This window comes from Lewinella sp. 4G2, from assembly GCF_001625015.1.
Taxonomy (GTDB): domain Bacteria; phylum Bacteroidota; class Bacteroidia; order Chitinophagales; family Saprospiraceae; genus Neolewinella.
Genome location: NZ_LVWJ02000014.1, coordinates 3,910,376 through 3,932,611, shown reverse-complemented (window position 1 = coordinate 3,932,611; position 22,236 = coordinate 3,910,376). Strand labels below are relative to the sequence as shown.

Here is a 22,236-nt window from a genome sequence, read left to right as displayed (position 1 = left end):
TACTATGATTAAGCTTGGTTGTAACGGTGCTCCGGATCGGAGGCGCGGCGGATTTCGGTGTTCCGTTCATCAACCTCAACGCGGCCATCCCGCAGGCGGACGATACGGTGAGCGTGTTCCGCAATGTCTGGTTCGTGGGTGACGAGGATGACCGTATTACCATCTGATTGGATCTGCTCGAAGATCTCCATGATCTCAATACTGGTCTTGGTATCCAGGTTTCCCGTCGGCTCATCGGCCAGAATGATGGAGGGGCTATTCACCAGTGCCCGCGCAATCGCTACGCGTTGGCGTTGCCCACCGCTTAATTCATTGGGGCGGTGATCCGTCCGGTCGCCCAGTCCTACGGAATCAAGGACGTGCTTTGCGCGCGCTTCCCTTTCTTTTCTTGCCACCCCGGCGTATACCAGCGGCAGCGCCACGTTGTCCAGCGTAGTTTGGCGGGGGAGCAGGTTGAAGGTTTGGAAAACGAAACCGATTTTCTCGTTACGGATATTGGCTAGCTCGGTATCATCCATCTTGCTGACGTCCTTGCCATCGAGTAGGTAATTGCCCCTGGTAGGGGTATCGAGGCACCCCAGCAAATTCATGAGGGTTGACTTTCCGGAACCGGATGGCCCCATCAGCGCAACGTACTCGTTGGTATTGATCTTCAAGTCTACCCCGCGAAGGGCGTGGACCTTGGTTTGCCCCATGACGTACGTCTTGGTGAGGTCTTTAATGTCGATGACTGGTTGCATGGCTAAGCGGGTTGTACGCGTGAAGAGAAGTGGCCAAGCTATTCCGAAATGACGCGCGGGACGCGAAAGAAACCACCCTCGTGGTCCGCATCCGGTGCGTTGCGCAATGCGTCGGCGCGGTCGATGTGTTCACCGACTTCGTCCGGGCGCAAGTCGTTTTCCTGGCCAGTGACGTAGCGAAGGGGCTCCACCGCATCAAGCTCCAGTTCATCCAGTTTGGCCACCATGCCGAGGATGTTGCGGAGATCTTGTTGCAATTTCTCCCTCTGCGCGGCGCTGGGGTCCAGGCGGGAAAGCTTAGCTAAGCGCGAGATTAAAGCATCGTCAACTTGCATCAGATTGGTTTTCGACAAATGTAACTGTAAACGGGACGGAAAGCTAGTGGATCACCACCATGCCGGGCGTAAGCGGATCGAGGTGCCTGATCAGCGTGGGAATGACGTCCGGCCCGTGGTCTAGATAGAGATTCAGAAAATTGTCCTTTCGCTCCTGCAGGCTGTCGCCAGGGAATAGATGGCTACGCACAAATCGAATGCGTTCTACGGCTTCCGTATACTTTCGCTTCTCCCGCCGGCGGAGGCGTTCCTCGAGGTTCTCCAGTTTGTTGTTCTGGTGAGCGCCCATGGCGAGGACGTGTTTCTCCAGGGTAGGGTCGACTTGCTTAGCCCGTGCCGCCAACTGATCGTAAAGTGTTTCAATTTGCTGCATCGCCTCATCCAGGCTCAGGTCATTACGAGAGTGTTCGGCAACGTAATCCTTAATGACCTTATCCGTAGGCTGAAAAAAGGCACGGAAGTCGGTTCCCAATTGGTTAATTTTCTTGCCACTGCGCGGGTCGATCCACAGTACGGAGTTGCGGCGAATGAGCATTGGGAAGTTGAGCTTGAAGACCGCAAATTGCTCCTTCCGCTCTAACCAGTACGCGAGTTCTCCGCCACCGCCGATATACGCCAGGTTGGGGAAGATCGTCTCCTGGAAGAGGGGCCGCATGACCACGTTAGGGCTGAAGCGCTCGGGGTGATCCCGTAATTCCTTGCGCATTTCCTCCTCCGAAAAGTGGGTCGATGTATCGTTGATCTGGTAGCCGTTTTCCGTCAGGACAATCCGATCGCGACGGCCCGGGCTGAGGTAGAAAAGATTGATTTCCCGCGCGTGCACCTGCCCGCTGAAGCCCGCTGCGGTGAGTTCGTCCTGCGCCTTCTCGATGAGGGGCTGGCTGACTTGCTCGAATAGTTCCCGTTCCATGATGGGGAGGAAGGCTCGTTTGAATTCCAGTTGAGCCATGTCCGCGACAACTAGGTCGGTATTAGCGAAAAGAGTGTGGACCAACTCTACCGTAGCCGCTCCGTACGTGTCGTTGTTCAGGTAGGCTTTTTCGATGGTAGCAACGAGGGACTTTACCGGGTCGTAGCGTAGCGCATCTTCTCCCAAAATGTCTTTCAGCTTTTGGATGGCGGCGGACAGGTTTTCCGTCGGCATGGCCGCTACGGAGCCACCTTCTGTTTCTTCCCAAACGGCCAGCTTTCCTTTGACGCGAGCGTGGTTGATCTCGGCGAAATCATGGTCCTCCCCACCCATCACGAAGACGGGTACGACGTGGTTTTCGGGGTAGGTTTCGTTGAGTTGCGCCGCGAGGTTGAGGCACGAGCAAATCTTGTAGATGAAGTACAATGGCCCGGTGAAGAGGCTCGGTTGGTGGGCGGTAATTACGGTGAAGGTGGCCTCGTCCCCCAACCTTTGCACCTGCGTCAGCGCCCGCTTATTATTCGGCAGCTTGGCGTACTGGCGCCGAAGAACTTCCACCAGCATCGACCGATCGGTAGCATCCTTTGCCTTGTCCTGCATGACATCGCCGAAGGCGGAAAGGGTTACGGGGTACTTGTAAAAAGGGGCTAGGCGGGGATCAGCAGTGGCGTATGCGACGTCTTTGGCGGAAAACTGCGGGACGTCGGGAAAGGGAATACGGTCAATCTGCATGGGGTGGTTTATCTTGCGGGTCACGCGGAAAACCCAAGCCTCCGGCAAAAGTTGACCGCCCTTGTCTTCAACGCTTAAAATCGATCATGCCACAACTTATTCTTGCCCTCGACCAGGGGACGACCTCCTGCCGCGCCATTTTATTTAATAAGGGTGGTGACATTGTCGCCGTTGCCCAGAAGGAGTTTACCCAGATCTACCCGAAGCCAGCTTGGGTGGAGCACGACGGCGATGAGATCTGGAGCACTCAGTACGCCGTAACCCAGGAAGTGCTCGCAAAAGCCAAAGTGAAGGCGAGTGATGTAGCCGCCATCGGCATCACGAACCAACGGGAGACGACCCTCGTTTGGGACCGTAAAACGGGCAACCCGATCCACAACGCCATCGTGTGGCAGGACCGCCGGACGGCCGGCATCTGTGACCAGCTGAAGGCGAAAGGGCTGGAGGACCACGTCAAGCAAACTACCGGCTTGGTTATTGATGCCTACTTCTCCGGCACGAAGATCAAGTGGATCCTGGACAACGTAGAAGGCGCCCGCGCCCGCGCGGAAGCCGGCGAACTGGCTTTCGGCACGATGGATACCTGGTTGGTCTACAAATTGACTGGCGGGAAGGAACACGTAACGGACGTTACCAACGCCGGCCGGACGATGCTCTTCGACATCAAAAAAAGAGCGTGGGACGAGAAGATGCTAACTGAGCTGGACATCCCTCGGAGCATGCTTCCCACCGTGAAATCAAGTAGTGAGGTCTACGGAGAAACCGCTGCCGATCTCTTCAGTTCCCCCATCAAAATTGCCGGAATGGGTGGCGACCAACACTGTGCACTTTTCGGCCAGGCCTGCTACGATAAGGGACAGGCAAAGAACACCTTCGGCACGGGCTGCTTCATGCTAATGAACACCGGAACCGAGGCCGTCGAAAGTAAAAATGGTCTGCTCACGACCGTCGCCTGGGAAGTGGATGGTGAGATCACCTACGCGCTCGAAGGTGCCGTGTTCATCGCCGGCGCGGCCATCCAGTGGCTCCGTGATGGCCTGAAGATCATCGACGAGGCGCCCGATTCAGAATTCTACGCTAAAAAGGTGAATGATACCGGTGGCGTTTACGTCGTGCCCGCCTTTGCCGGCCTTGGCGCACCCTATTGGGATATGTACGCACGTGGCGCCATTTTTGGCCTGACGCGCGGTAGCAATAAGGCACACATCGTGCGGGCGACGCTGCAAAGTCTGGCTTATCAAGTACGCGATGTTTTAGACGCGATGCAAAAAGACTCCGGTGCCGATCTGCAAACCCTCCGCGTGGACGGCGGCGCTTCCGCCAACGACTTCCTGATGCAGTTCCAATCTGACATTCTCGACACCAAAGTGGAACGCCCCGAAGTGGTTGAAACTACCGCCCTCGGTGCCGCCATGTTCGCTGGTCTAGCGGTTGGCTTTTGGACCAAAGAAGACCTCGCCAACACCTGGCAAATGGACAAACGCTTCACACCGGAGATGGCCGATAAGCGACGGGAAAAGCTGTACAAGGGCTGGCAGAAGGCGGTGAAGCGGAGCATGGCTTGGGAGGAGGAGTAGTCTGCAGTCAACAGTCTGTAGTCTAAAGTCTGTAGTCTAAAGTCTGTAGTCCGCGAACTACAGACTAAAGACTATAGACTACAGACTATTAAGGCGCTGCCGCAGGTACCAAGTAAAGGGTAGGGGAGATCTTCACTCCTCCGGCCCCCCGATAGCTTCCAGCAGATCCTCTAACTGCCACATCTTCGCTTCCGTGTAGGGGCCGACGACGGTTCTCCGCAAAGCGGTGAGGTAACCGCCGGAGTTGAGGGATTTGCCTAGATCGTGCGCCAGACTCCGGATGTAGGTGCCTTTGGAGCAACTGATAAGGAAATCCACCTCCGGCATTTCTATTCGCGTGATGGTGAATTCGTGTACGGTGACCGGTCTCGGTTTGACTTCCACCGCGATCCCCTTCCGTGCCTTTTTGTAAAGCGGCTGCCCATCCACTTTAATGGCGGAGAAGATGGGGGGCAACTGTTGGAGGTCACCCGTGAGCGTCTGAGCGGCCTCCTTGATCATTGCTTCTGTAATGTGTTCGGTCGGGAAGGTTTCTGAAACCGGTTCTTCCGCATCGTAGCTCGCCGTCGTGCCGCCGAGGGTGATGGTGCCGGTGTAGGTTTTGTCCAGACCCTGCAGTTCCTGCAAACGCTTGGTCCATTTGCCCACGCAGATATTGAGCATGCCGGTTGCCATGGGGTCCAGCGTGCCGGCGTGACCGACCTTGAATTTCTTGAGGCCTAGTTTCTTACGGATCTTCCAGCGGAGTTTATTAACAACGTCGAAGCTGGTCCAGCCTTTTGGTTTGTCTACTAGGAGGAGGGCGCCGGATTGGAAGGGGATGTCGGCGTTGGTTGTCGGTGAAGGTAATTCCATTAATTGTTTGGCAACTTAAGTAGAGAGTGTCCGATCTGCATAGCCAGCTCTGCTTAATTCAATGATCTCCGAATCGGCATCGAACAGATCGTATATGGCTTCAAAGTGATCTTGAAAGTAGGTAAGCAACGCTTTGTTGGAGATGTTCCCAAACGTTAGATAAAGTACTTTGGGTGGTGCGCCGAAGAGGATGTAGGCATTGAAAAAATCAGCATCCTTAGTGATGATCACCTGCTGATTTTCTATGGCTATTTCACGGATTTTTTCGTCATCCAAAAGATGACCGTTCTTATAATCAGTGGTATGCGACGCTTCGAATCCCATCCGGCGCAAAGCCACGGCCAACTTGAACGGAAGTTGGGTGTCAACTAAAAATTTCATACAAACGCGAATGCAGACCGGCTATCCGTAGCCTTTGCGGCAAACTGAACGCAGGCAAGTATATCTTCAATTTCCAGGAAAGGGTAGTCTTCAAGAATTTCCTCAAAGGTCATGCCACCTCCAATTAGCTCCAGCATCTGAGTGACCGTGAAGCGCATCTTCCTTATTGTCGGCTTGCCGTGCATAACGGTGGGGTCGATGGTAATTCTCTCTTGGTAATTCATGATTGAAAGAGCTTTGGATCAAAACGAAGATAGTCTTCCCAAAGTTGCCGGGTGAGCAGCCTGACAACAGCAAGGGCCGAAAGCAAATTACGCTTCCGGCCCTTACACTAGTTGATGGTAAGTTGATTAATCAATCAACAAAAGTGATCGCCTCACCTGTCTTCCCATTCCGCCCCGTTCGGCCTACGCGGTGGATGTAAACGTCATAATCCGTCGGAGCTTCGAAGTTGATGACGTGGGTGACATCATCAATGTCGAGGCCACGGGCGGCCACGTCGGTAGCGCAAAGGGCTTTGATCTTACCGGACTTAAATTTACCCAGTGCCTTCTGGCGGTAGTTCTGGGATTTATTACCGTGAATCTCATCGGCGGCGATGCCGGCCTGGTTGAGCTTCTTGGTGATCTTCTTCACCCGGTGCTTCGTTTCGGCGAAGACCAGGACGCGTTTCAGCTTAGGGTCTTCCAACATGTCGATGAGGGTGCCAAAACGCTCGTCGCCGGATACGTACTTGACGGTCTGATTGATGTGCTCTGCGCTGGCCTCACCGCTGCTCACGGCGATGATGGCGGGGTCCGTCAGGAAGTAGCTGATGATCTTTTCCTGGGTCTTGTCCCGTGTGGCGGAGAAGAGCATGGTTTGGTCGCGGTCCCCGATCTGGTCGGCGATGAACTTTACGTCTTTCTGGAAACCCATATCAAGCATCCGGTCAAACTCATCAAGGATGAGGACGGAGACTTCCTGGAGGTCGATCTCTCCCTGCCCGTGCAGATCCTTGAGGCGGCCGGGAGTGGCCACGATCAGGTCGTACTGGCGCTTGAGGGCACGGATGTCAGTGTTGATGTTCCGCCCACCGATGAGGGTGAGGCTGGTGAAGGTCATCCCTTTCGTAAGGAGCTTAAACTCATCCTCAATCTGCAGGGCTAACTCCCGGGTGGGGGCGAGCACGAGGGATTGGAAGGGCTCGTCCTTCAACAGGGCGTCGATGATGGGGATGAGAAAGGCACCCGTTTTCCCGGTACCGGTCGTAGCGATGCCCATGATGTCCTTCAGCTCGATGATGTCGGCGAAGGAAGCTTCCTGGATTTCCGTAGGGGCAACCCAACCGGCCTGGCGGAGGGCTACTTTTAGTTTCGGGTGAATATCCCAGTCAGCGTACTTCGTCTTGGCTTCGTACTTGACCTCCTGCATGGGGACGGCCTCGTGTACCATGAGTTCAGCGGCGATGGGCTTGTAGACGTGGTTGCTGCGGCCACCGCCGCCACCGCGACGGCCGCCTCCACCACCTCCACGGCGGTTACCTCCGCCTCCGGAGCGGTTAGACTTATTACGGCGATTGTTCGGTCGGCTCTTGGAGCCTCCGTTAGAACGTTTGTTTTCCATTTGTTAGTTGGGGGGTGAGCACCCAAGGAAGCGGAATTACAACACGCTCGGGAACTCTGGTAAAAGTAGAAGTTGGAGCTAAAAGCAGCTCTCGATCGGGAGTAATTCACGCCGGGCTTGGTCGGCTGACCTGATTTTTGCCGTGGGCGTTCTCCGAAATTTGACGCAAAGGTAAGGTTTAGTATTTTAGTCGGGTAGTCGGGTAGTGCACTACTACCTGACTACCCGACTACGCTACTATCTAACTAAAATCGCACGCCGCCCCAGGAGTGGTTTGACTCCTCATAAAAACACGGTTGGGATAGCTGGTCTGGTTTCAGTAATCCCCTTGTCTTCCGCCTGGTCTTCAAACCAGGTTTCCGAACCCGACAAGTCTGGGTTGAGGCCCGCCCTAGACAGACCAAATCACTTCCCAATTTATATAAACTGTAGGGTCAACCAATGGTATGGGACGGTCGTGCCCCTAATCAACGATGGGTGCCTTCAATAGTTTAAATTTGGGTGATGGCTACCCGTCAACCAACATGGACTGAAGCTGATCGTTTGACGTCTCAATTTGCGGAAATGACGTAGCTTCAGATTTTGTCCGTCCGCTTAATAACGATCTACATGCGCCAGCTTCTTCCTCTCATTCTTGCCCTTTTCTTTTGCACCTGCGACAGCGCCCAGACTGACGTTAGTGAAGAACTGCCCCGGCCGAACTTCTTGTTCATCATGTCGGACGACCATGCGCAAAAAGCCATCTCCGCGTACAGCGACGAATTGATTCAAACGCCTAATCTGGACCGGATCGGCAATGAAGGCGTGATCTTTCAGAACAGTTTCGTTACGAACTCTATTTGTGCCCCCAGCCGTGCCGCAATTTTGACCGGAAAGTATAGCCACCTGAATGGCAAGATTGATAACCTGAGTCCCTTTAACCCTGAGCAGTGGACCTTCCCCGAGGCCCTGCACGACGCGGGCTACCGTACTGCCCTCATTGGGAAGCACCACCTTCAGGCCATGCCGCGCGGGTTCGATGAATTCCGCGGTCTAGTAGGGCAGGGCTCCTACTATCAACCCGTATTCGTCCACAACGGCGATACCTTGGCGCCGGAGACCGGATACACTTCGACGCTGATTACGGACCACGTACTAGCCGAATTGGAAAAAGTAAATAATGCCGAAGAGCCACAACCCTTCCTCATGCTCTACTGGCACAAGGCACCCCACCGTAACTGGATGCCGGACGTAGGAGATCTGCCCGGCCTGTTAGACAAAACCTACCCAGAGCCCGCTACCCTCCGCGACGACTACGCCACTCGGCCAGCGGCCGAGCACGCCGACATGCGCATCGCCGACATGTTTACCAGCCACGACCATAAGGTGACCGGCGACTACCAAAACCCGGACCCCGGTACTGGCGGAGCCACCTTCATTAAGAACCCCAACTTCGACCAGGTGAAGAACCTACAGCGGCAGCTAAACCGGCTTACACCGGAACAGCGGGAAGCCTACGCGCCTTACCTCAAGCGAATTGGCGAAGAGTGGCAAAAAGTAAAGGGCACCGACGCTGAATTAAGCTGGCGCTATCAACGCTACATGCAAGATTATTTGGCCAGCGTAAAGTCCGTAGACGACAACGTAGGTCGCGTGCTGGAGTATTTGGAGGAAACGGGAATGGATGAAAACACCATCGTCATCTACACCTCCGACCAGGGCTTCTACCTCGGTGAGCACGGTTGGTACGACAAGCGCTTTATGTACGAAGAAAGCCACCGGACGCCCCTCATGATTCGGTACCCCGCCGGATTTAAGGGAAAGCGGTTGAACGAGGATCTGGTACTGAATATCGACCTGGGCCCGACGCTGTTGGACTACGCAGGCGTAGAGGTGCCAGAAGAGCTTCAAGGCCACAGCCTCCGTCCACTACTGGAAGGGGAGACCCCGGCCGACTGGCGGGAGGGTATCTACTACCGCTACTACCAGCAAATGAATTCTTACCACCGTGTAGCCCGCCACGAAGGCGTACGGGATGAGCGATACAAACTGATTCAATTTACCGAACCCGGCTTCGAAGGAGAGGAACTGTTTGATTTGGAATCCGACCCCGATGAGTTAACCAATCGCATCAACGATCCAGAACTGGAAGCCGTCAAAACCCGACTCCGCGAGCGAATGGCCACGCTGAAGGAAGAACTACTCGTTACCGATTAGACAATTCCAGGTTAGGACTTATTACCGCTGACCACCGCACACGTCAAGCGGCTAACGCAAACCAGTCGACCCCGCTGATCGGTAATGTCAATGTTCCAGACCTGGACGGTGCGGCCCACCCGCACGGGCGTCACCTTGCCGGTCACCTCTCCACCTTCGGGCACGCCGCGGAGGTGGGAAGCGTTGATGTCCGTCCCCACCACGTAGTCCACACCGGGGTTGGGCACGCAAAACATACCCGCTACGCTGCCGAGGGTCTCAGCGAGTACGCAACTCACGCCGCCGTGCAGCATCCGCATTGGTTGTACGGTGTTCTTGTCAACGGGCATAGTGGCGACGAGGTAATCGTCGCCGACCTCAGTGAAGCGGATACCGAGCGCATCCCCGGCGGTATTGACGCCGAATTGGTTGAGGCCTTCAACGGTAATTGTTGATTTCCAGATCATGCATTTGTTTTTGCTGCCAGGCGGGCAATTTCTACGACGACGTCGGAGGCTGCCTGCATTTCTTCCACACTGGCCCATTCGTATTTGCCGTGGAAGGCGTGTTCTCCCGCAAAGATATTCGGGCAGGGGAGTCCCATGAAACTCAGGCGGGAGCCATCGGTGCCCCCACGGATGCTGTCCGGTTTGGGGGTGATGCCTACGTTTCTGATGGCCTGAGTGGCCAGTTGCATTACTTCCGGGTGCATATCCAGTACCTCTTTCATGTTGCGGTACTGTTCCGAGACGGTAAGCTTGATGCTACTATTCGGGAAGTTTGTACTCACATCATCAATAATGTTCTCTAACAGTACCTTATGGTCGTTGAGCTCTGCTGTTTTGAAGCTACGCAAGATGAGATCAATCGTCGCGCTCTCTGCCTTTGCCGTTACCTCAATTGGGTGGATGAAGCCTTCCTTACCTTCGGTGGTTTCCGGGCTGAGCCCCTGTTTGGGAAGCCGGTCGATGATGGAAGCGGCAATTTTGATGGCGCTTTCCAAGTGGCCCTTCGCGAGGCCGGGATGGGCGCTGACGCCGGTGATGTCGATACGCGCAGCATCCGCGCTGAAGGTTTCGTCCTGTAGGCTGCCGTACTCCTCACCGTCGATGGTGTAGCCAAAGTCTGCGCCTAATTTTTTCATGTCCACGGCATTGACGCCGCGTCCAATTTCCTCGTCGGGCGTAAACAATATTCTGAGCTTGGCGTGAGGGACTTCGGGGGTGTTGACCAGGGTTTCTACCGCGGTCATGATGGCGGCTAATCCCGATTTATTGTCAGCTCCCAAGAGGGTGGTGCCACTGGCCGTGACGATGGTGTCACCGATGGCGCGTTCCAGTCCTCTTTGCTCCGAAACTCTCAGTACGACATTCGGATCATCCGGCAAGATCAGATCCTGACCCTGGTAGTTCTCGTGCACGATGGGTTTAACATTCTTGCCACTCGCATCTGGGCTAGTGTCCATGTGGCTACAAAAGCAGATCGTCGGTGCATCTTCACCACCGGGGCTGGCCGGCAGGGTGGCGTAAACGTAGCCGTGTTCATCAAGGTGTGCGTCGTCCAATCCGAGCTCGCGTAATTCCGCCGCCAGTACCCGGCCGAGGTCTTTTTGTTTTTCCGTACTCGGTTGGGTAGGGGAGTGCGGGTCCGACTCGGTGTCGATTTTAACGTAACGTAAGAAGCGATCTAGCAGCATTCATGAAAAGGTATACTTCACAACTGCCTGCGGAGCTGGGCGCTGCCGCGGGTGCAGTGGAATTGGGTGAATCAGGATTGGTCTCCAACCAGAATCTGAGCTGAGACGAACGTATAATCGCTAAGCTAAGGCCTAGCTTGAGAAGAGATGCAGATGCCACTTAAATAGTTACGACAGCCCCGCAATGGGTACATAAAGGCCGGCAATGATTAAGCGATTGGTTGGTATGGAGAGACCGTAAATCATGAAAGCCAGCAACCATTGTTGAGTCAGTTGATTACCCAGGTACGACAACTCATCAGAGCGGGAGAAATACCCCTCTCCATTATACGTGCACTAGCTATATTTACGCTATGAACCTCAGACGTTTAGCATTAGTAACACCCCTGTATTTTACTTTCTTGTCCGCCATTTCCGCCCAGTGCGGAATCACCGTTGATGCGGGGCCGGACCTACTGGTTTGCGGCCAGGAGGTGCCCATCCGCTTGCAGGGCAGCATTTCGGAAGATGCCTTCGGCTTTGAGTGGCTCGCCGACCCTACGCTGGTGGATTCGGAAACCGAAAACCCGGATGCCTATCCCACTGAAACCACCGTCTACACCATGGTGGGATACACCGCAGACCCGGAGGACAACCTTGTCTACAATCCCGGCTTTGAATTGGGTAACGTCGGTTTTGAAACGGACTATGCCTTTGCGCCGGGCACCGCGGATGAACCCATTGCTCCAGGTAGTAGCTACGTGATTGGTGACATCAATCAGCCAACACTCCCCGTTTTCACCCAGTGTGATGACCACATGGGCGGTGGTATGGCCATGTACTGTAACGGTTCCATTCAGCAGAATGAACGGGTATGGTGCCAGACCGTACCCATCATCCCGAACGAAAGCTACGTCCTGCGTGCCTGGATCACCGCGATCTGGGACGTTGGCGCCGCCCAGCTCCAATTCTCCGTGAATGGTGATGTGGTTGGTCCCATTTTCTTCCCGGATATCAACAACGTTTGCACTTGGGATCTCTTCGATGAACGCTGGCAGTCCACCGACGGGGAGACGACGGCGGAGATCTGTATCGTTAATCAGACTACGATCTACCGGGGCTACAACTTTGGTATTGATGACCTCTTCTTCGCCCCCGTCTGCGAACAGTTCGACGAGGTAACCGTCACGGTAGTGGAGAACAACCTGGACCTGCAGGACGAGTACAACCTCCCCTGTAACCCACCCAGTGGTGGGTACGTGCTGAATACCGGGGACACCCCGGACGGCCCCGGCTACGAATACACTTGGTCTACCACGGACGGCAATATTGTATCCGGTGCCAACCAGCTGCGAGTCGGTGTCGACGCTCCCGGCACCTACACGCTGGATATGGTCTACACCCTGGGAGAAAATACCTGTACCAATTCCCGCACCGTTACCGTAGTACCGAGCCCCGGCACACCAATGCCGCTCCTTACCAGTGAGGGCGACCTTACGTGTGACCGGACCACCACCATTGTTTCCGCGGAGCAATCCACCGTCCCGAACGGAACCCGATATATCTGGTCCACCGTTGATGGGTCGATCATTGGTGATAATGATGAGGAAGAGATCAGGGTAGGTTCTGCCGGTACCTACCTGGTAACGATGATCACCACGGCCGGCTGCTCGGCCCAGGATGAGATCATTGTTGGGGAGGACTTCACCACCCCCGCCGCCACGATCGCAACGGCGGATGCATTCACTTGTGACGTCACTACCGTCACTTTGGATGGCTCCGGCACTACCCTTGGCCCCGACGACGCGGTGCAGTGGACGACCACTAACGGTACAATCGCCAGTGGCGAGGCTACCCTCACGCCCAGCGTCACGGAGCCTGGACGTTACCTGATGACGGTCACGAACAGCCGTACGGGTTGTTCCAATTCCGCTACGGTGAACGTAGGTGGATCCACCGTTCCTACGGCCGCCCGCGTTGCTAATCCTGAAGCCATCAACTGCCAGGGTGATCCCGTATCGCTATCCGGGAACGGATCCACCGCTACGCCGGGTACGACTTATACGTGGACGACCGACGTCGGAAGTTTTGGGGGAGCTACGGATGCCCTCGTGACCCAAGCCACCGCTCCGGGAACTTATCAGCTTCTCGTCGTTGAAGCCAACGGGTGCCGCGATAGTGTTAGCGTCACCATTATTCAGGAGGGGTTCAACCCGAGTGTCAGCATCGCGGACCCATTGCTGATCACCTGCGATCGCGCCCAAATCGATCTCAGCGCTACCGTGCCCACCAGTGAAGAAGTGGACTACCTGTGGACCACGACCGATGGGAATATCATGGCCGGTGCAACCACGCTTTCGCCAACCGTTGACGCCGCTGGGACTTACATCCTGACCGTCACGCAACGTGCGGATGGCTGTGACGTCTCCGGAATGATTGAAGTCGTCGCCGATAACGAGACACCAACCGTCCGGGTCGGAGCAACGAATAATATTGACTGCGCTAACCGTACGGCGGACCTGATATCCACCGGATCATCCGAGGGCGACGACTTGGTCTACACATGGACTAATGAGTTGGGTCAGCCCGCCCCGACCACCGTTGCGAATGGCGGGGTATACCGGCTCACCATCAGCAACAGCCGCAATGGTTGCACCAGCAACGCAGCCGCCAGTATTACGGTCGACACCGTAGCGCCAGTGGCCAACGTCGATGCGTCCCTCTTGCAATTAACGTGCACCGAAGAAACCGTTACGCTGGGGACGGCGGCCACCGAGGCGAACGTAACCTACGCCTGGAGTGGCGCGCCAACGACAGACCTGACCAATCTCGACCAATCCCAAATCTCCGGGACACTTCCAGGAACGTATACCCTCACGGCAACGAACACCGTAAATGGTTGTATCGCCACGAACACCGTGGAGATTACGGCGGACCAGGATAGACCCACCATTTCGCTGGCGGAAGCTGACGGCGAACTGACTTGCGACGTGACGACGCTTGACCTTGCGGGTAGCATCGGCGATCCGGGCAACTTTAACGTGAGTTGGGCGACCACGGGCAACATCGTATCCGGAGAAGATGAGCTCACTCCCGTCATCGACCAACCAGGGACGTATACACTGACGGTACTGAACCCTACTTCCAATTGTAGCTCCTCCGCTACAATCACCGTGGATCAAAACATCATCGCTCCCGTAGCCTCGATCACGGATGCCCCAGTACTGACCTGTCTGGATCCGGCAACCACCCTGGATGCAGCTACCTCTTCTTCCGGTCCGAACATCACCTATTCATGGACGAGTCCCGACGGCCGTTTTGTTGACCCCACCGACCAACGCGACGTACGGATCGACGCGGCCGGTACCTACACCCTCAGAGTGGAGGACGAAAGCAACGGGTGCTTTACTGAGGCCTTTACGGTGGTTACTGAGGATGGAGAACGGCCCGTCGTGGACCTGTCGCCAACGGCTACGCTCAGTTGTGCAATTCTTGAAGTCAGCTTAAACCAGGGGGCTACTCAGGAGGCTGGACTTACCTACACCTGGACTACCCCTGATGGCCAATTACCCGCTAACCCTAACCTGCCGACTCTTGAAGTAGCCACTGCTGGTAGCTACCAGTTATCCGTCAGCAACCCCGCCAATGGGTGTGTGACTACGGCCACCGTAAACGTCGCCTTGGATGATGAGCGACCGGTGGTTAACCTTACACCACCTGGAATACTGAATTGTCGGGACACAGAATTGACAATTGGTAGTGAGACTTCCATTCTGACCCAACCTGCCACCTATCGCTGGACCAATACTAGCGGCGCTGCACTCGACGATTTCTCCGCCGATCAACTGCAAGTGACCAGCGCTGGAGAATACCAGTTACGCATTGATTACCCCGGCAACGGCTGTAGTGATTCAGCGTTGATCAACGTAGCAATTGATACTATTACCCCTACTGCCACTATCGAACCGCTCGCTACGCTTACCTGTGTGACGACCGAAACGGTAGCCACCCTAAATCAGTCTGGTACGAGCACCTACCGGTACGAATGGCGGGGGAGTGGCCCGCCGGTCAGTACTGCTCCCAACGGCCTGAGTGCACGAATTACTAAGCCTGGCCCGTATACCGTTGCAGTCGTGGACGAAAACAACTTTTGCGCTTCCGTACTCTCTTTTGAAGTAGAGATGGATACGCTCAGTCCTAACCTCATCGCGGATCCGGCGGGCATGATCACGTGCAGCGTCCCGGAAGTGATGCTGCGTAGCACCCAGACCGCTGGCCGCAATCAACTCATGCGCGAGTGGACCGATCCAAATGGCGAAACCATTGGTGTCGGGACGGGCAACGAGCTCATGGTGGCTACGCCGGGTAAGTACGAACTCATGGCTACGGACCCACTCAACGGTTGCGCCGACCGCGCCAACTGGGTGGTGGGACAGGACCGCACGGCGCCGTCCATCGACCTCCCCACTGAAGTTGACCTGGGTTGTGATCCCGTTCCTTTCAACGTCATTGCCAGCGCTACTGGAGCGAACGATTTAGACTTCGAGTGGACTACCGTCGGTGGCGAGATTCTTGCGGGTGCGACTGGTCCCGAAGCTACCATCGCCGGTGCGGCTACCTATACGCTTCGGGTTAGTGACCCCATTAACGGCTGCGCCAGTGTCGCTTCGCTCGTGGCTACACAAACCCTGCTGGACAGTTTTGCTGTCGTGGCTGCCTCCCCCGACTGTAGTCTGCCGGCGGGAACAATCTCCATTGGGGAGGTTGCTGGTGGTATCGGTCCATTTATGTACTCACTTGATGGCGGGGAGACCTACGGTTTGGAAACCCAGTTCACTAATCTTGATCCCGGTAACTACACGCTCCGGGTACAGGACGTCAGGGGTTGCGAATCCGATCAGGAGGTGACCATTACGGAGTTACGGGAATTTACCCTTGAGGTGCCCACTAAGGTCACACTGAATCTTGGCGATAGCACGCTATTACCCCTGGCCACCAACTTTGCTCCGGCTGAAATCGATACGGTGATTTGGTCGCCCGCCCTTGGTTTGAGTTGTACGGACTGCTTAACCCCGGTGGCGCGCCCGTTAAAAACCACCAATTACTCCGTTATGGTGCGGACGATTGATGGATGTCAGGCGCTGGCGCAGGTGCAGGCCATTGTGGACCAACGGATCGGCGTTTATTTCCCGACCGGCTTTTCCCCAAATGGTGATGGCGTCAACGACCACTTCGTTCCCCTGGCGGATGGAGATCGCGTCGTAGCCGTTCGCTCTTTGATTGTTTACGATCGGTGGGGTACGCAGCTCTATCAGGCTAGCAACCTCCCCGTCGATGGAACTGAAGAAGGTTGGGATGGTTCTTTCCGCGGCGAGGCGCTCAACTCCGGTCTTTACATATACGCCGCTACCGTAGAGTTCTTCGGTGGCGGGACGAAAAACTTCGGCGGAGAGATCATGCTTATGCGGTAGGTTGCCTTCGTCGGGTCCAATGGGTAAAGCTTGTTTGGGCACATCAATTCAGGCTGAATGGACGCATAACAAAGTAGCTATTATCAACGCAACCGGTACCGCAAGCCAACGCCGAATCTGGTGGGACTAATCTGATAAGAGTTGTCTTTAGCGAAATCACGTGGAGCGTGCCGCACCGCCAGGTAAGTATCCAAACGATTAGCAATCCGGTACAGTAAGCGAGCGGAGGAGGTCACGGCGAAACGATTGATTTCCGGATTAGTGATTCCTTGGTCCAATGCGGAAAAATTCGTGTTGCTGCCTTGAGTGATTCGCTCACTGAATACATCTCCGACACCACTTCCATCGTAGCGCAGATCAAGTAGCACGTTGCCACTCGGGTCCTGAACTAAGGGGCCGCTTGCCACGAGGCGATAGTCCAGCCCTAAACCAGCGGATATGGATAGGCGCCCGCCGACTCGGTACTGGGCACCCAACTGAAGACCGATACTCTGGGTTTTTAGTAACGCAAGTTCATTGGCTTCTAGATCTTCCAGTACGTTTTGTGATACTGCTTCCACGCTTATCACTGGAGGTGAGGTAACGGTTACATCCATCGCTTCTGCTTCTTCGAAGGAAAGGTCTTTAATTTGTTCCGGATCGTAGCGGTACTCCAGTGTAATGGGGAAGGACCACCGCCCGGCCGTATTAAGGCGAACCCCGCCACCCAGTGTGTACCCAAGGTTGTCGAAGGAAGTGGCGCTGGTTACCCCGGCTTCGACAAACAGATTGGTGGTTGTCTTCGACTTGAATGGGGTGGTAACGGGAAGGGTCAGGCTAGATCTCAGTTTGACCGGAAGCGGCGCCGCAGGATCAATCAATATTGATGCGCCCGTTTGAGGTGTCGCCACAGAAGTTGTCACGGGCGACGTCGTCAGCATAGTAGGGGAGATATCCTGAAGGGAGGTTGATGCGGGGGAGAAATCCTTAATTTTAGGTGAACTGTCAAGTACTGCTGGTTCACCACCTAAAGAGTGGTTATGCTCATTTTGGGCAATGGCGTTGCCATCCCCCATTGGCCTTTCTAGATCAGACTTTGCCAAATCAATATCCCAAGCCGGAGTTAGGTCGGAACTCTTTCCAAAGCGTTTCAGTGTTCTGTTTACCTGCCCGGTTTGTTGCCCTTCGTTACCCGTCTTGGTCCTGAGGGTTTGGGCTTCCACTAACTGTGGAGTTGAACTCATCGATAGATCGGTGGCCAATTGTTGCTTCCCATTTTTTGGCACCTGCGGCAGCGCCTCTTCCGTCTTATTAAATGGCACCTCCGCGCTACTTGCGGTAGGTTTGCCTATGGGCGAACCAATCATTTCAACCGGCTGTGTGGAGTAGATCATCCACCAGGCCAAGCCTATACCTAGCAGTAGCAAGGGAAGGATTGACCACCACGGGCTACTTCTCCTGCGCCGGGGTAGCGCGTCGAGTTGGGTGGCCATTTTGGCCCAGGCTTCGTCGTAAAATTGCCCGTCGTCAGTCCAATTGTTATCCTGCATGGCGATTGTGTTGGTAGGGCTTAGTGGAGAGTTGAGCTTTCAAAATTTTTCGGGCTTTATTCAGGTGCCAGCGGCTGTTACCTACGGAGAAGGCAAGGCGGGCGGCGATTTCGGCGTGGTCGTACCCCTCAACGGCAAAGAGCCAGAATACTTCGCGGGTCGGTTCGGGCAGTAGGTTGATCAACTTGCCCAGGTCATCGGCGTACAGCGCGTGGGTGGCTGCGGCGTCATCGGCTTGGTCCCAGTCGGCAATTTCCAACGTTGGCCGCTGCTTGTGTTTGCGGAAGTGATCGATGGTAGCGTTAAAAACAACGCGTTTGATCCACCCTTCCAGACTTCCCTCCCCGCGGAACTGCGCTAGCTTTTCGAAGACTTTTAGCATACCCACGTTGAGGAGCTCCATCGCTTCACTACGGTCTGCCGTATAGCGGCGGCATACGGTAAGGGCTGCCGGTGCGAAGTGGCGGTAGAAGGCCTCCTGCAATCGGCGGTCGCCGCGAAGGGCGCCGCTTACCAAATCCCGTTCGTGTTGGCTAATGGACAAAATGAGGTTCGCTATTGGTGCATGGTTCCGGCAGTTTCTACTGCTAAAAGGTATAACCCGCCCCGAGCATGACGCGGCGGTAGTTGATGGTTCTTTCGACGAGGTCGAGCGTGGCGGTAGTGACCGTGAAACCGGCGTCCAGGAAACGATAGCCAAGATTGATACTGAGTGTGCTGTACGGGTTACCATCGGTGCTGAAATTGATGCCAAGCGAAGGCTCCACTAGCATACTCAGTTTTCTTGATTCAATTACCTGACCGGAAGCGGCGCGAATCAGCGGAAGGGTAGGGCCGGCATTCAAGCGGGCGTTGAATCCCCAGTTTTTGGAAGCCGAAACCGGCAGGTTTAGCTCCGCCGTCCCGAGCAATCCGATGGTCCTTTCTTCCCGGCTAAAGTGCATATTGGCATAATCAATACCAACCCCTAAATTCAGCTTACCGAGAGCGCGTAGGTGGTAAGCGCTGATCCCCAGCCCATAGATATTCTCTTCGGGGCTGAAGTCATTCTGTAAAGCCTCACGGCCGAGTAAACCATGTGCATGGACCCGGTGAAACCACGCCCGCGTTGGGCGTTGAAACGGCATGGGCGTAGCTTCCGTGTCCTCCTCAGGAGCAGTCGGGGTCTTGGGTCTTGCTCCGACGAATTCGCGGTATCCGACCCGCTTCACCTCGTTCCACTTAAATGTCTTTGTCTCTCCTTTTGGCGTGAGGATCAATACAACGTCTCCGAATTTCAATTCAAGGATTTGCCCCCGCACCTCACCGCCAGAGCGAAGGTGCAGCACGTCCTGCACCACGGGTAGATTTTGCTGCCCGAAGAGGGCGCTGCCGCAGGTGCAAAGCAAGAAGGCAAGTAGGAAATGGCGCATCGAAGAGTTTGGTATTGATCAAGGAAGTTGAACTGCACCTTATCAGGGAATGAGAGACAGTGATGCAGGACAATGGTCCAATTTACCGAAGAAAGCGGAAAACGGGTTGTGACCTACTTACACACGTCGATGTGGCTGGTGGCCGTAAGTTCGCCTCCATCAGAATAGTCGTACTGCTGAATACCACCTTGCCCGTAGCCGAGGACGATGGCTTTATTGTTCTCCGGCAGCAGAATGACGTCCCGCGCAAAAATGTCGGTACTGCGGTCCAGGCGTTCACCCAGCAGACCGTCATCGGTCAGGTCAAAGACCATCATGCCTTCCCACTGGCCGCAGAGGAACAACTTACCCTCCGCTACCCCGAGGCCGTGGCTGGATTGCATGGGCGTAACTTGTAAGGAACGAGGATTGCGTGGCGCACTGATGTCGATGATCTCCAATTGGTCGCCAATACTGCCACAGTCGCGGCCACCCCAAAGGGTGACGTAGGCCAGATCTCCGGAAACGACCACCGGGTCACAACCTAAAACGTGGTCAAAGGTCGAAAGGTGTTCGGGATTGAGCGGATCATCAATGCCGTAGATGTGCATCCCGTTTGCCGCCCCGATGAATAATTTATCCTCCGTAGGGAAGATCGTTTCGATGCCCCAGCCAAGATCAATCGTGGCTTCAAAACTTGGGTTACGCGCATCCGCCAGGCTGAAGGCCCGTAGGGTGTTATCGTCGACGGCGTAGAGAGTGGATTGAGCGATGGTAAAGCGCGCCAAACTTCCGCCCTGGCCGACGACATCACCGCCGGCACGGTTCGCACCAGCCGTATTGGAAAAGGTGTTGATGTTGGTAGCAAAAGCGACATCGCCTTCAAAGAAGATTTCGTTCCCGCCGTTAGGGGAGCTGCAACTGACGACGCGCGTTTCACCATTAGCCGCCCAGTTCGCTACGAACCGACCGTCGCTCAGCACGCTGGTGAACACGCTATTGGGTTCAAATACATCCTCCGTCCGGCTGATGAACTCGGGCGTGGTCGGGTCCGAAAGATCAAAGGCGATCAAGTCCGTGTACTGGTTGATGTAAAGGATGTCGTTACGTACGGCGAGGCCCTGGCCACCCGGGACTTCCATCCAAGTGATGGGTACCGGATTGTGCGTATCGGAATTGTCGATGATGTGGAGCCCCTTATTGTCCTCCACCATGAACAGGTACTGCTGGTAGACGTAGAAACCAGTCGCCTGGCAAACGGGAGCGGGCGCAAAACAACCAAAGGAGGAACTGCGGAAATCCGCAGTGGAAATAATCCGGGGTTCGAACCCTTGCAGGATAATGGTATCCTCACAAGTCTCTTCGAGGCAACTGGTGAGGGTAATACAGGAAAACAGGAATAGGATCAGGTAACGCATGGTAAGCGATTTTCTTTTGGATTAAGGTAGCTTACCGGGGGAGACGTACATCCTTGCACCTGGCGTTGGCGGGAGACTCAATTTTTCTTGGCTATAGTCTGACAACTTAGGATTTGTGATTTTGGTAGCGACGTCATTTTTTCGTCTAGCAAGGCAAAAAACGTAGGCGACGCCATAGCGTCGGCGAGGCTTTTTAACGCAGCTAGACGGAAAAAGGGCTAGCTAACATTCTCAAATCCTGGGTTGTCAGACTATAAATCAATCCTCGCCATCTGACGCTGAAACCAGGCCCTCCGGTAAGGCCATCCCCAAGATCTTTTCTTCTTCATCGACGGAAACGACCAGGTCCTCGTGAAGCGGGACCAGGATCTCGCGCCCGTCGTGCGTCAGTTCGGCCAGGTAGTGGGAGGGCAGATCCATGATGCCGGTGATGGGCCCAAGCAGCGGGTAACCCTCCGCCTGAATACGGTAACCGATCAGCGCGTCGAAGGGCGTATCCGCTCCTTCCGCTTCCTTTTCTTCAACCTGGGAATCCATGAGGAAGAGGGGGCGGTTGGACAGCAGGGCTACCTGCTCGCGGTTGTCCAGTTCCTCAATTTTCAGGATCACGCTGCCGCCGGCCCGGACCTGCTCAAGGAAATAGGGCACCGCCGGGTCCCCCACGTGGATGGAGGTCGCTCGGAAGAGATCGTCTTCATAAAAGTCGGAGACGTGGGCTTTGATTTCCCCCTTCAGCCCGTGGGCCTTGCCGAGCCAACCAATTTCGATGAGGTTCATAGTCCTGCGCTTTTCGTTGTCTGCCGTATCGCTCGAGCTAGAGCGCTTTGTAAGCCGCCATCTGCCGGGCGATGTACTTTCCGATGATGTCGAATTCCAGGTTCACCTTGGAGCCTGGCCGTAGGTCCTTGAAGTTGGTATGCTCATATGTGTACGGGATGATGGCCACCTTAAATTCATCACCCACGGGCTCCACCACCGTTAATGAGACGCCATTGACGCAGACGCTGCCCTTGTCTACGAGGAGGTGTTCGGGCGTGGGTACGTAGCGAAAGGTGTAGTACCAACTGCCACCGGCTTCTTCCACGTCGAGGCACTCTCCAACGGTATCGACGTGCCCCTGCACGATGTGGCCATCCAACCTGGCGCCGGCCTGCATGGCTCTTTCCAGGTTGACGGTATCGCCTTCTTTCCATTCTCCGAGCCGGGTGCGGTCCAGGGTTTCGCGGATGGCTGTGACAGTATGGCTGTCCTCCGTCAACGCAACGACCGTCAAGCAAACGCCGTCGTGGGCCAGTGACTGGTCGATCTTGAGTTCGCTGCTGATGCTGGCCGCAACGGTGAAATGCACGTTATCGTCCTCCTTGCGGATTTGGGTAATCGTTCCGCTGCTTTCGATGATTCCGGTAAACATGGTAACAAGGGTTAGTGGCAGTCATCAACCT

Annotated in this window: 18 protein-coding genes; 3 read left to right on the top strand and 15 right to left on the bottom strand. The window is 55.3% G+C overall.

Features of this window, described 5'->3' with window-relative positions:
* Positions 1-8: 8 nt before the first annotated feature.
* From A3850_RS16120 to bshC, 3 genes are read right to left on the bottom strand one after another with little or no spacing between them, the layout of a single operon-like run.
* Positions 9-740, bottom strand: a complete 732-nt coding sequence (locus A3850_RS16120) for an ABC transporter ATP-binding protein (protein WP_068218803.1) — start codon at positions 738-740, stop codon at positions 9-11.
* A 38-nt stretch (positions 741-778) separates the two neighbouring features.
* Positions 779-1,075 (bottom strand): Asp-tRNA(Asn)/Glu-tRNA(Gln) amidotransferase subunit GatC, encoded by a 297-nt coding sequence (gatC, locus tag A3850_RS16115; RefSeq protein WP_068218800.1) that lies wholly within the window; start codon positions 1,073-1,075, stop codon positions 779-781.
* A 43-nt stretch (positions 1,076-1,118) separates the two neighbouring features.
* Entirely contained in the window at positions 1,119-2,717 is a 1,599-nt protein-coding gene (gene bshC, locus A3850_RS16110) for a bacillithiol biosynthesis cysteine-adding enzyme BshC (RefSeq protein WP_068219889.1), read from the bottom strand.
* 86 nt (positions 2,718-2,803) lie between these two features.
* On the opposite strand from bshC, the gene glpK reads away from it, so the two are divergent.
* The gene (glpK, locus tag A3850_RS16105) at positions 2,804-4,294 is read left to right on the top strand and encodes a glycerol kinase GlpK (protein ID WP_068218797.1); all 1,491 of its coding nucleotides are present in this window, start codon (positions 2,804-2,806) and stop codon (positions 4,292-4,294) included.
* A gap of 132 nt (positions 4,295-4,426) precedes the next feature.
* Here the strand turns inward: glpK and truB are convergent, their stop codons facing one another.
* The 4 genes from truB to A3850_RS16085 form a co-directional block, all read right to left on the bottom strand.
* Entirely contained in the window at positions 4,427-5,149 is a 723-nt protein-coding gene (gene truB, locus A3850_RS16100) for a tRNA pseudouridine(55) synthase TruB (RefSeq protein WP_068218793.1), read from the bottom strand.
* 15 nt (positions 5,150-5,164) lie between these two features.
* A complete protein-coding gene (locus tag A3850_RS16095; protein WP_068218790.1) occupies positions 5,165-5,530 on the bottom strand; it encodes a DUF5615 family PIN-like protein in 366 nt (121 codons plus the stop codon).
* Positions 5,527-5,754: a DUF433 domain-containing protein gene (locus tag A3850_RS16090; RefSeq protein ID WP_068218788.1), complete on the bottom strand. Its 228-nt coding sequence runs from the start codon at positions 5,752-5,754 to the stop codon at positions 5,527-5,529. The genes A3850_RS16095 and A3850_RS16090 overlap by 4 nt, the downstream gene beginning before the upstream one ends.
* A gap of 130 nt (positions 5,755-5,884) precedes the next feature.
* On the bottom strand, positions 5,885-7,135 hold the full coding sequence (locus tag A3850_RS16085) for a DEAD/DEAH box helicase (protein ID WP_068218786.1): 1,251 nt from the start codon (positions 7,133-7,135) through the stop codon (positions 5,885-5,887).
* Between the two features lie 609 nt (positions 7,136-7,744).
* On the opposite strand from A3850_RS16085, the gene A3850_RS16080 reads away from it, so the two are divergent.
* The gene (locus tag A3850_RS16080) at positions 7,745-9,331 is read left to right on the top strand and encodes a sulfatase (RefSeq protein ID WP_068218783.1); all 1,587 of its coding nucleotides are present in this window, start codon (positions 7,745-7,747) and stop codon (positions 9,329-9,331) included.
* A gap of 11 nt (positions 9,332-9,342) precedes the next feature.
* Here A3850_RS16080 and A3850_RS16075 read toward each other — a convergent pair whose 3' ends face one another.
* The gene (locus tag A3850_RS16075; RefSeq protein WP_068218779.1) at positions 9,343-9,777 is read right to left on the bottom strand and encodes a hotdog fold thioesterase; all 435 of its coding nucleotides are present in this window, start codon (positions 9,775-9,777) and stop codon (positions 9,343-9,345) included.
* Complete coding sequence (pepT, locus tag A3850_RS16070; RefSeq protein ID WP_068218775.1) at positions 9,774-11,006, bottom strand: peptidase T; 1,233 nt, start codon at positions 11,004-11,006, stop codon at positions 9,774-9,776. Before pepT ends, A3850_RS16075 begins: the two co-directional genes overlap by 4 nt.
* Before the next feature lie 401 nt (positions 11,007-11,407).
* Here pepT and A3850_RS16065 point away from each other — a divergent pair, with 401 nt between their 5' ends.
* Positions 11,408-16,456, top strand: coding sequence for a gliding motility-associated C-terminal domain-containing protein (locus tag A3850_RS16065; RefSeq protein WP_068218772.1), 5,049 nt, complete (start codon positions 11,408-11,410; stop codon positions 16,454-16,456).
* A gap of 83 nt (positions 16,457-16,539) precedes the next feature.
* Here A3850_RS16065 and A3850_RS16060 read toward each other — a convergent pair whose 3' ends face one another.
* The 6 genes from A3850_RS16060 to A3850_RS16035 all read right to left on the bottom strand — a co-directional run bounded on the left by A3850_RS16060 (position 16,540) and on the right by A3850_RS16035 (position 22,205).
* Complete coding sequence (locus A3850_RS16060) at positions 16,540-17,985, bottom strand: outer membrane protein (RefSeq protein ID WP_068218769.1); 1,446 nt, start codon at positions 17,983-17,985, stop codon at positions 16,540-16,542.
* Positions 17,975-18,529 (bottom strand): RNA polymerase sigma factor, encoded by a 555-nt coding sequence (locus A3850_RS16055; RefSeq protein ID WP_068218766.1) that lies wholly within the window; start codon positions 18,527-18,529, stop codon positions 17,975-17,977. The genes A3850_RS16060 and A3850_RS16055 overlap by 11 nt, the downstream gene beginning before the upstream one ends.
* Positions 18,530-18,572: 43 nt before the next feature.
* Entirely contained in the window at positions 18,573-19,397 is an 825-nt protein-coding gene (locus A3850_RS20345; protein WP_068218763.1) for a hypothetical protein, read from the bottom strand.
* A gap of 113 nt (positions 19,398-19,510) precedes the next feature.
* Positions 19,511-20,794 carry an LVIVD repeat-containing protein gene (locus A3850_RS16045; RefSeq protein ID WP_068218760.1) on the bottom strand — a complete coding sequence of 428 codons (1,284 nt, stop codon included), beginning with the start codon at positions 20,792-20,794 and terminating at the stop codon, positions 19,511-19,513.
* Between the two features lie 258 nt (positions 20,795-21,052).
* Positions 21,053-21,571: a ribosome maturation factor RimM gene (gene rimM, locus A3850_RS16040; RefSeq protein ID WP_068218757.1), complete on the bottom strand. Its 519-nt coding sequence runs from the start codon at positions 21,569-21,571 to the stop codon at positions 21,053-21,055.
* 37 nt (positions 21,572-21,608) lie between these two features.
* The gene (locus A3850_RS16035; RefSeq protein WP_068218755.1) at positions 21,609-22,205 is read right to left on the bottom strand and encodes a riboflavin synthase; all 597 of its coding nucleotides are present in this window, start codon (positions 22,203-22,205) and stop codon (positions 21,609-21,611) included.
* Positions 22,206-22,236: the final 31 nt, after the last annotated feature.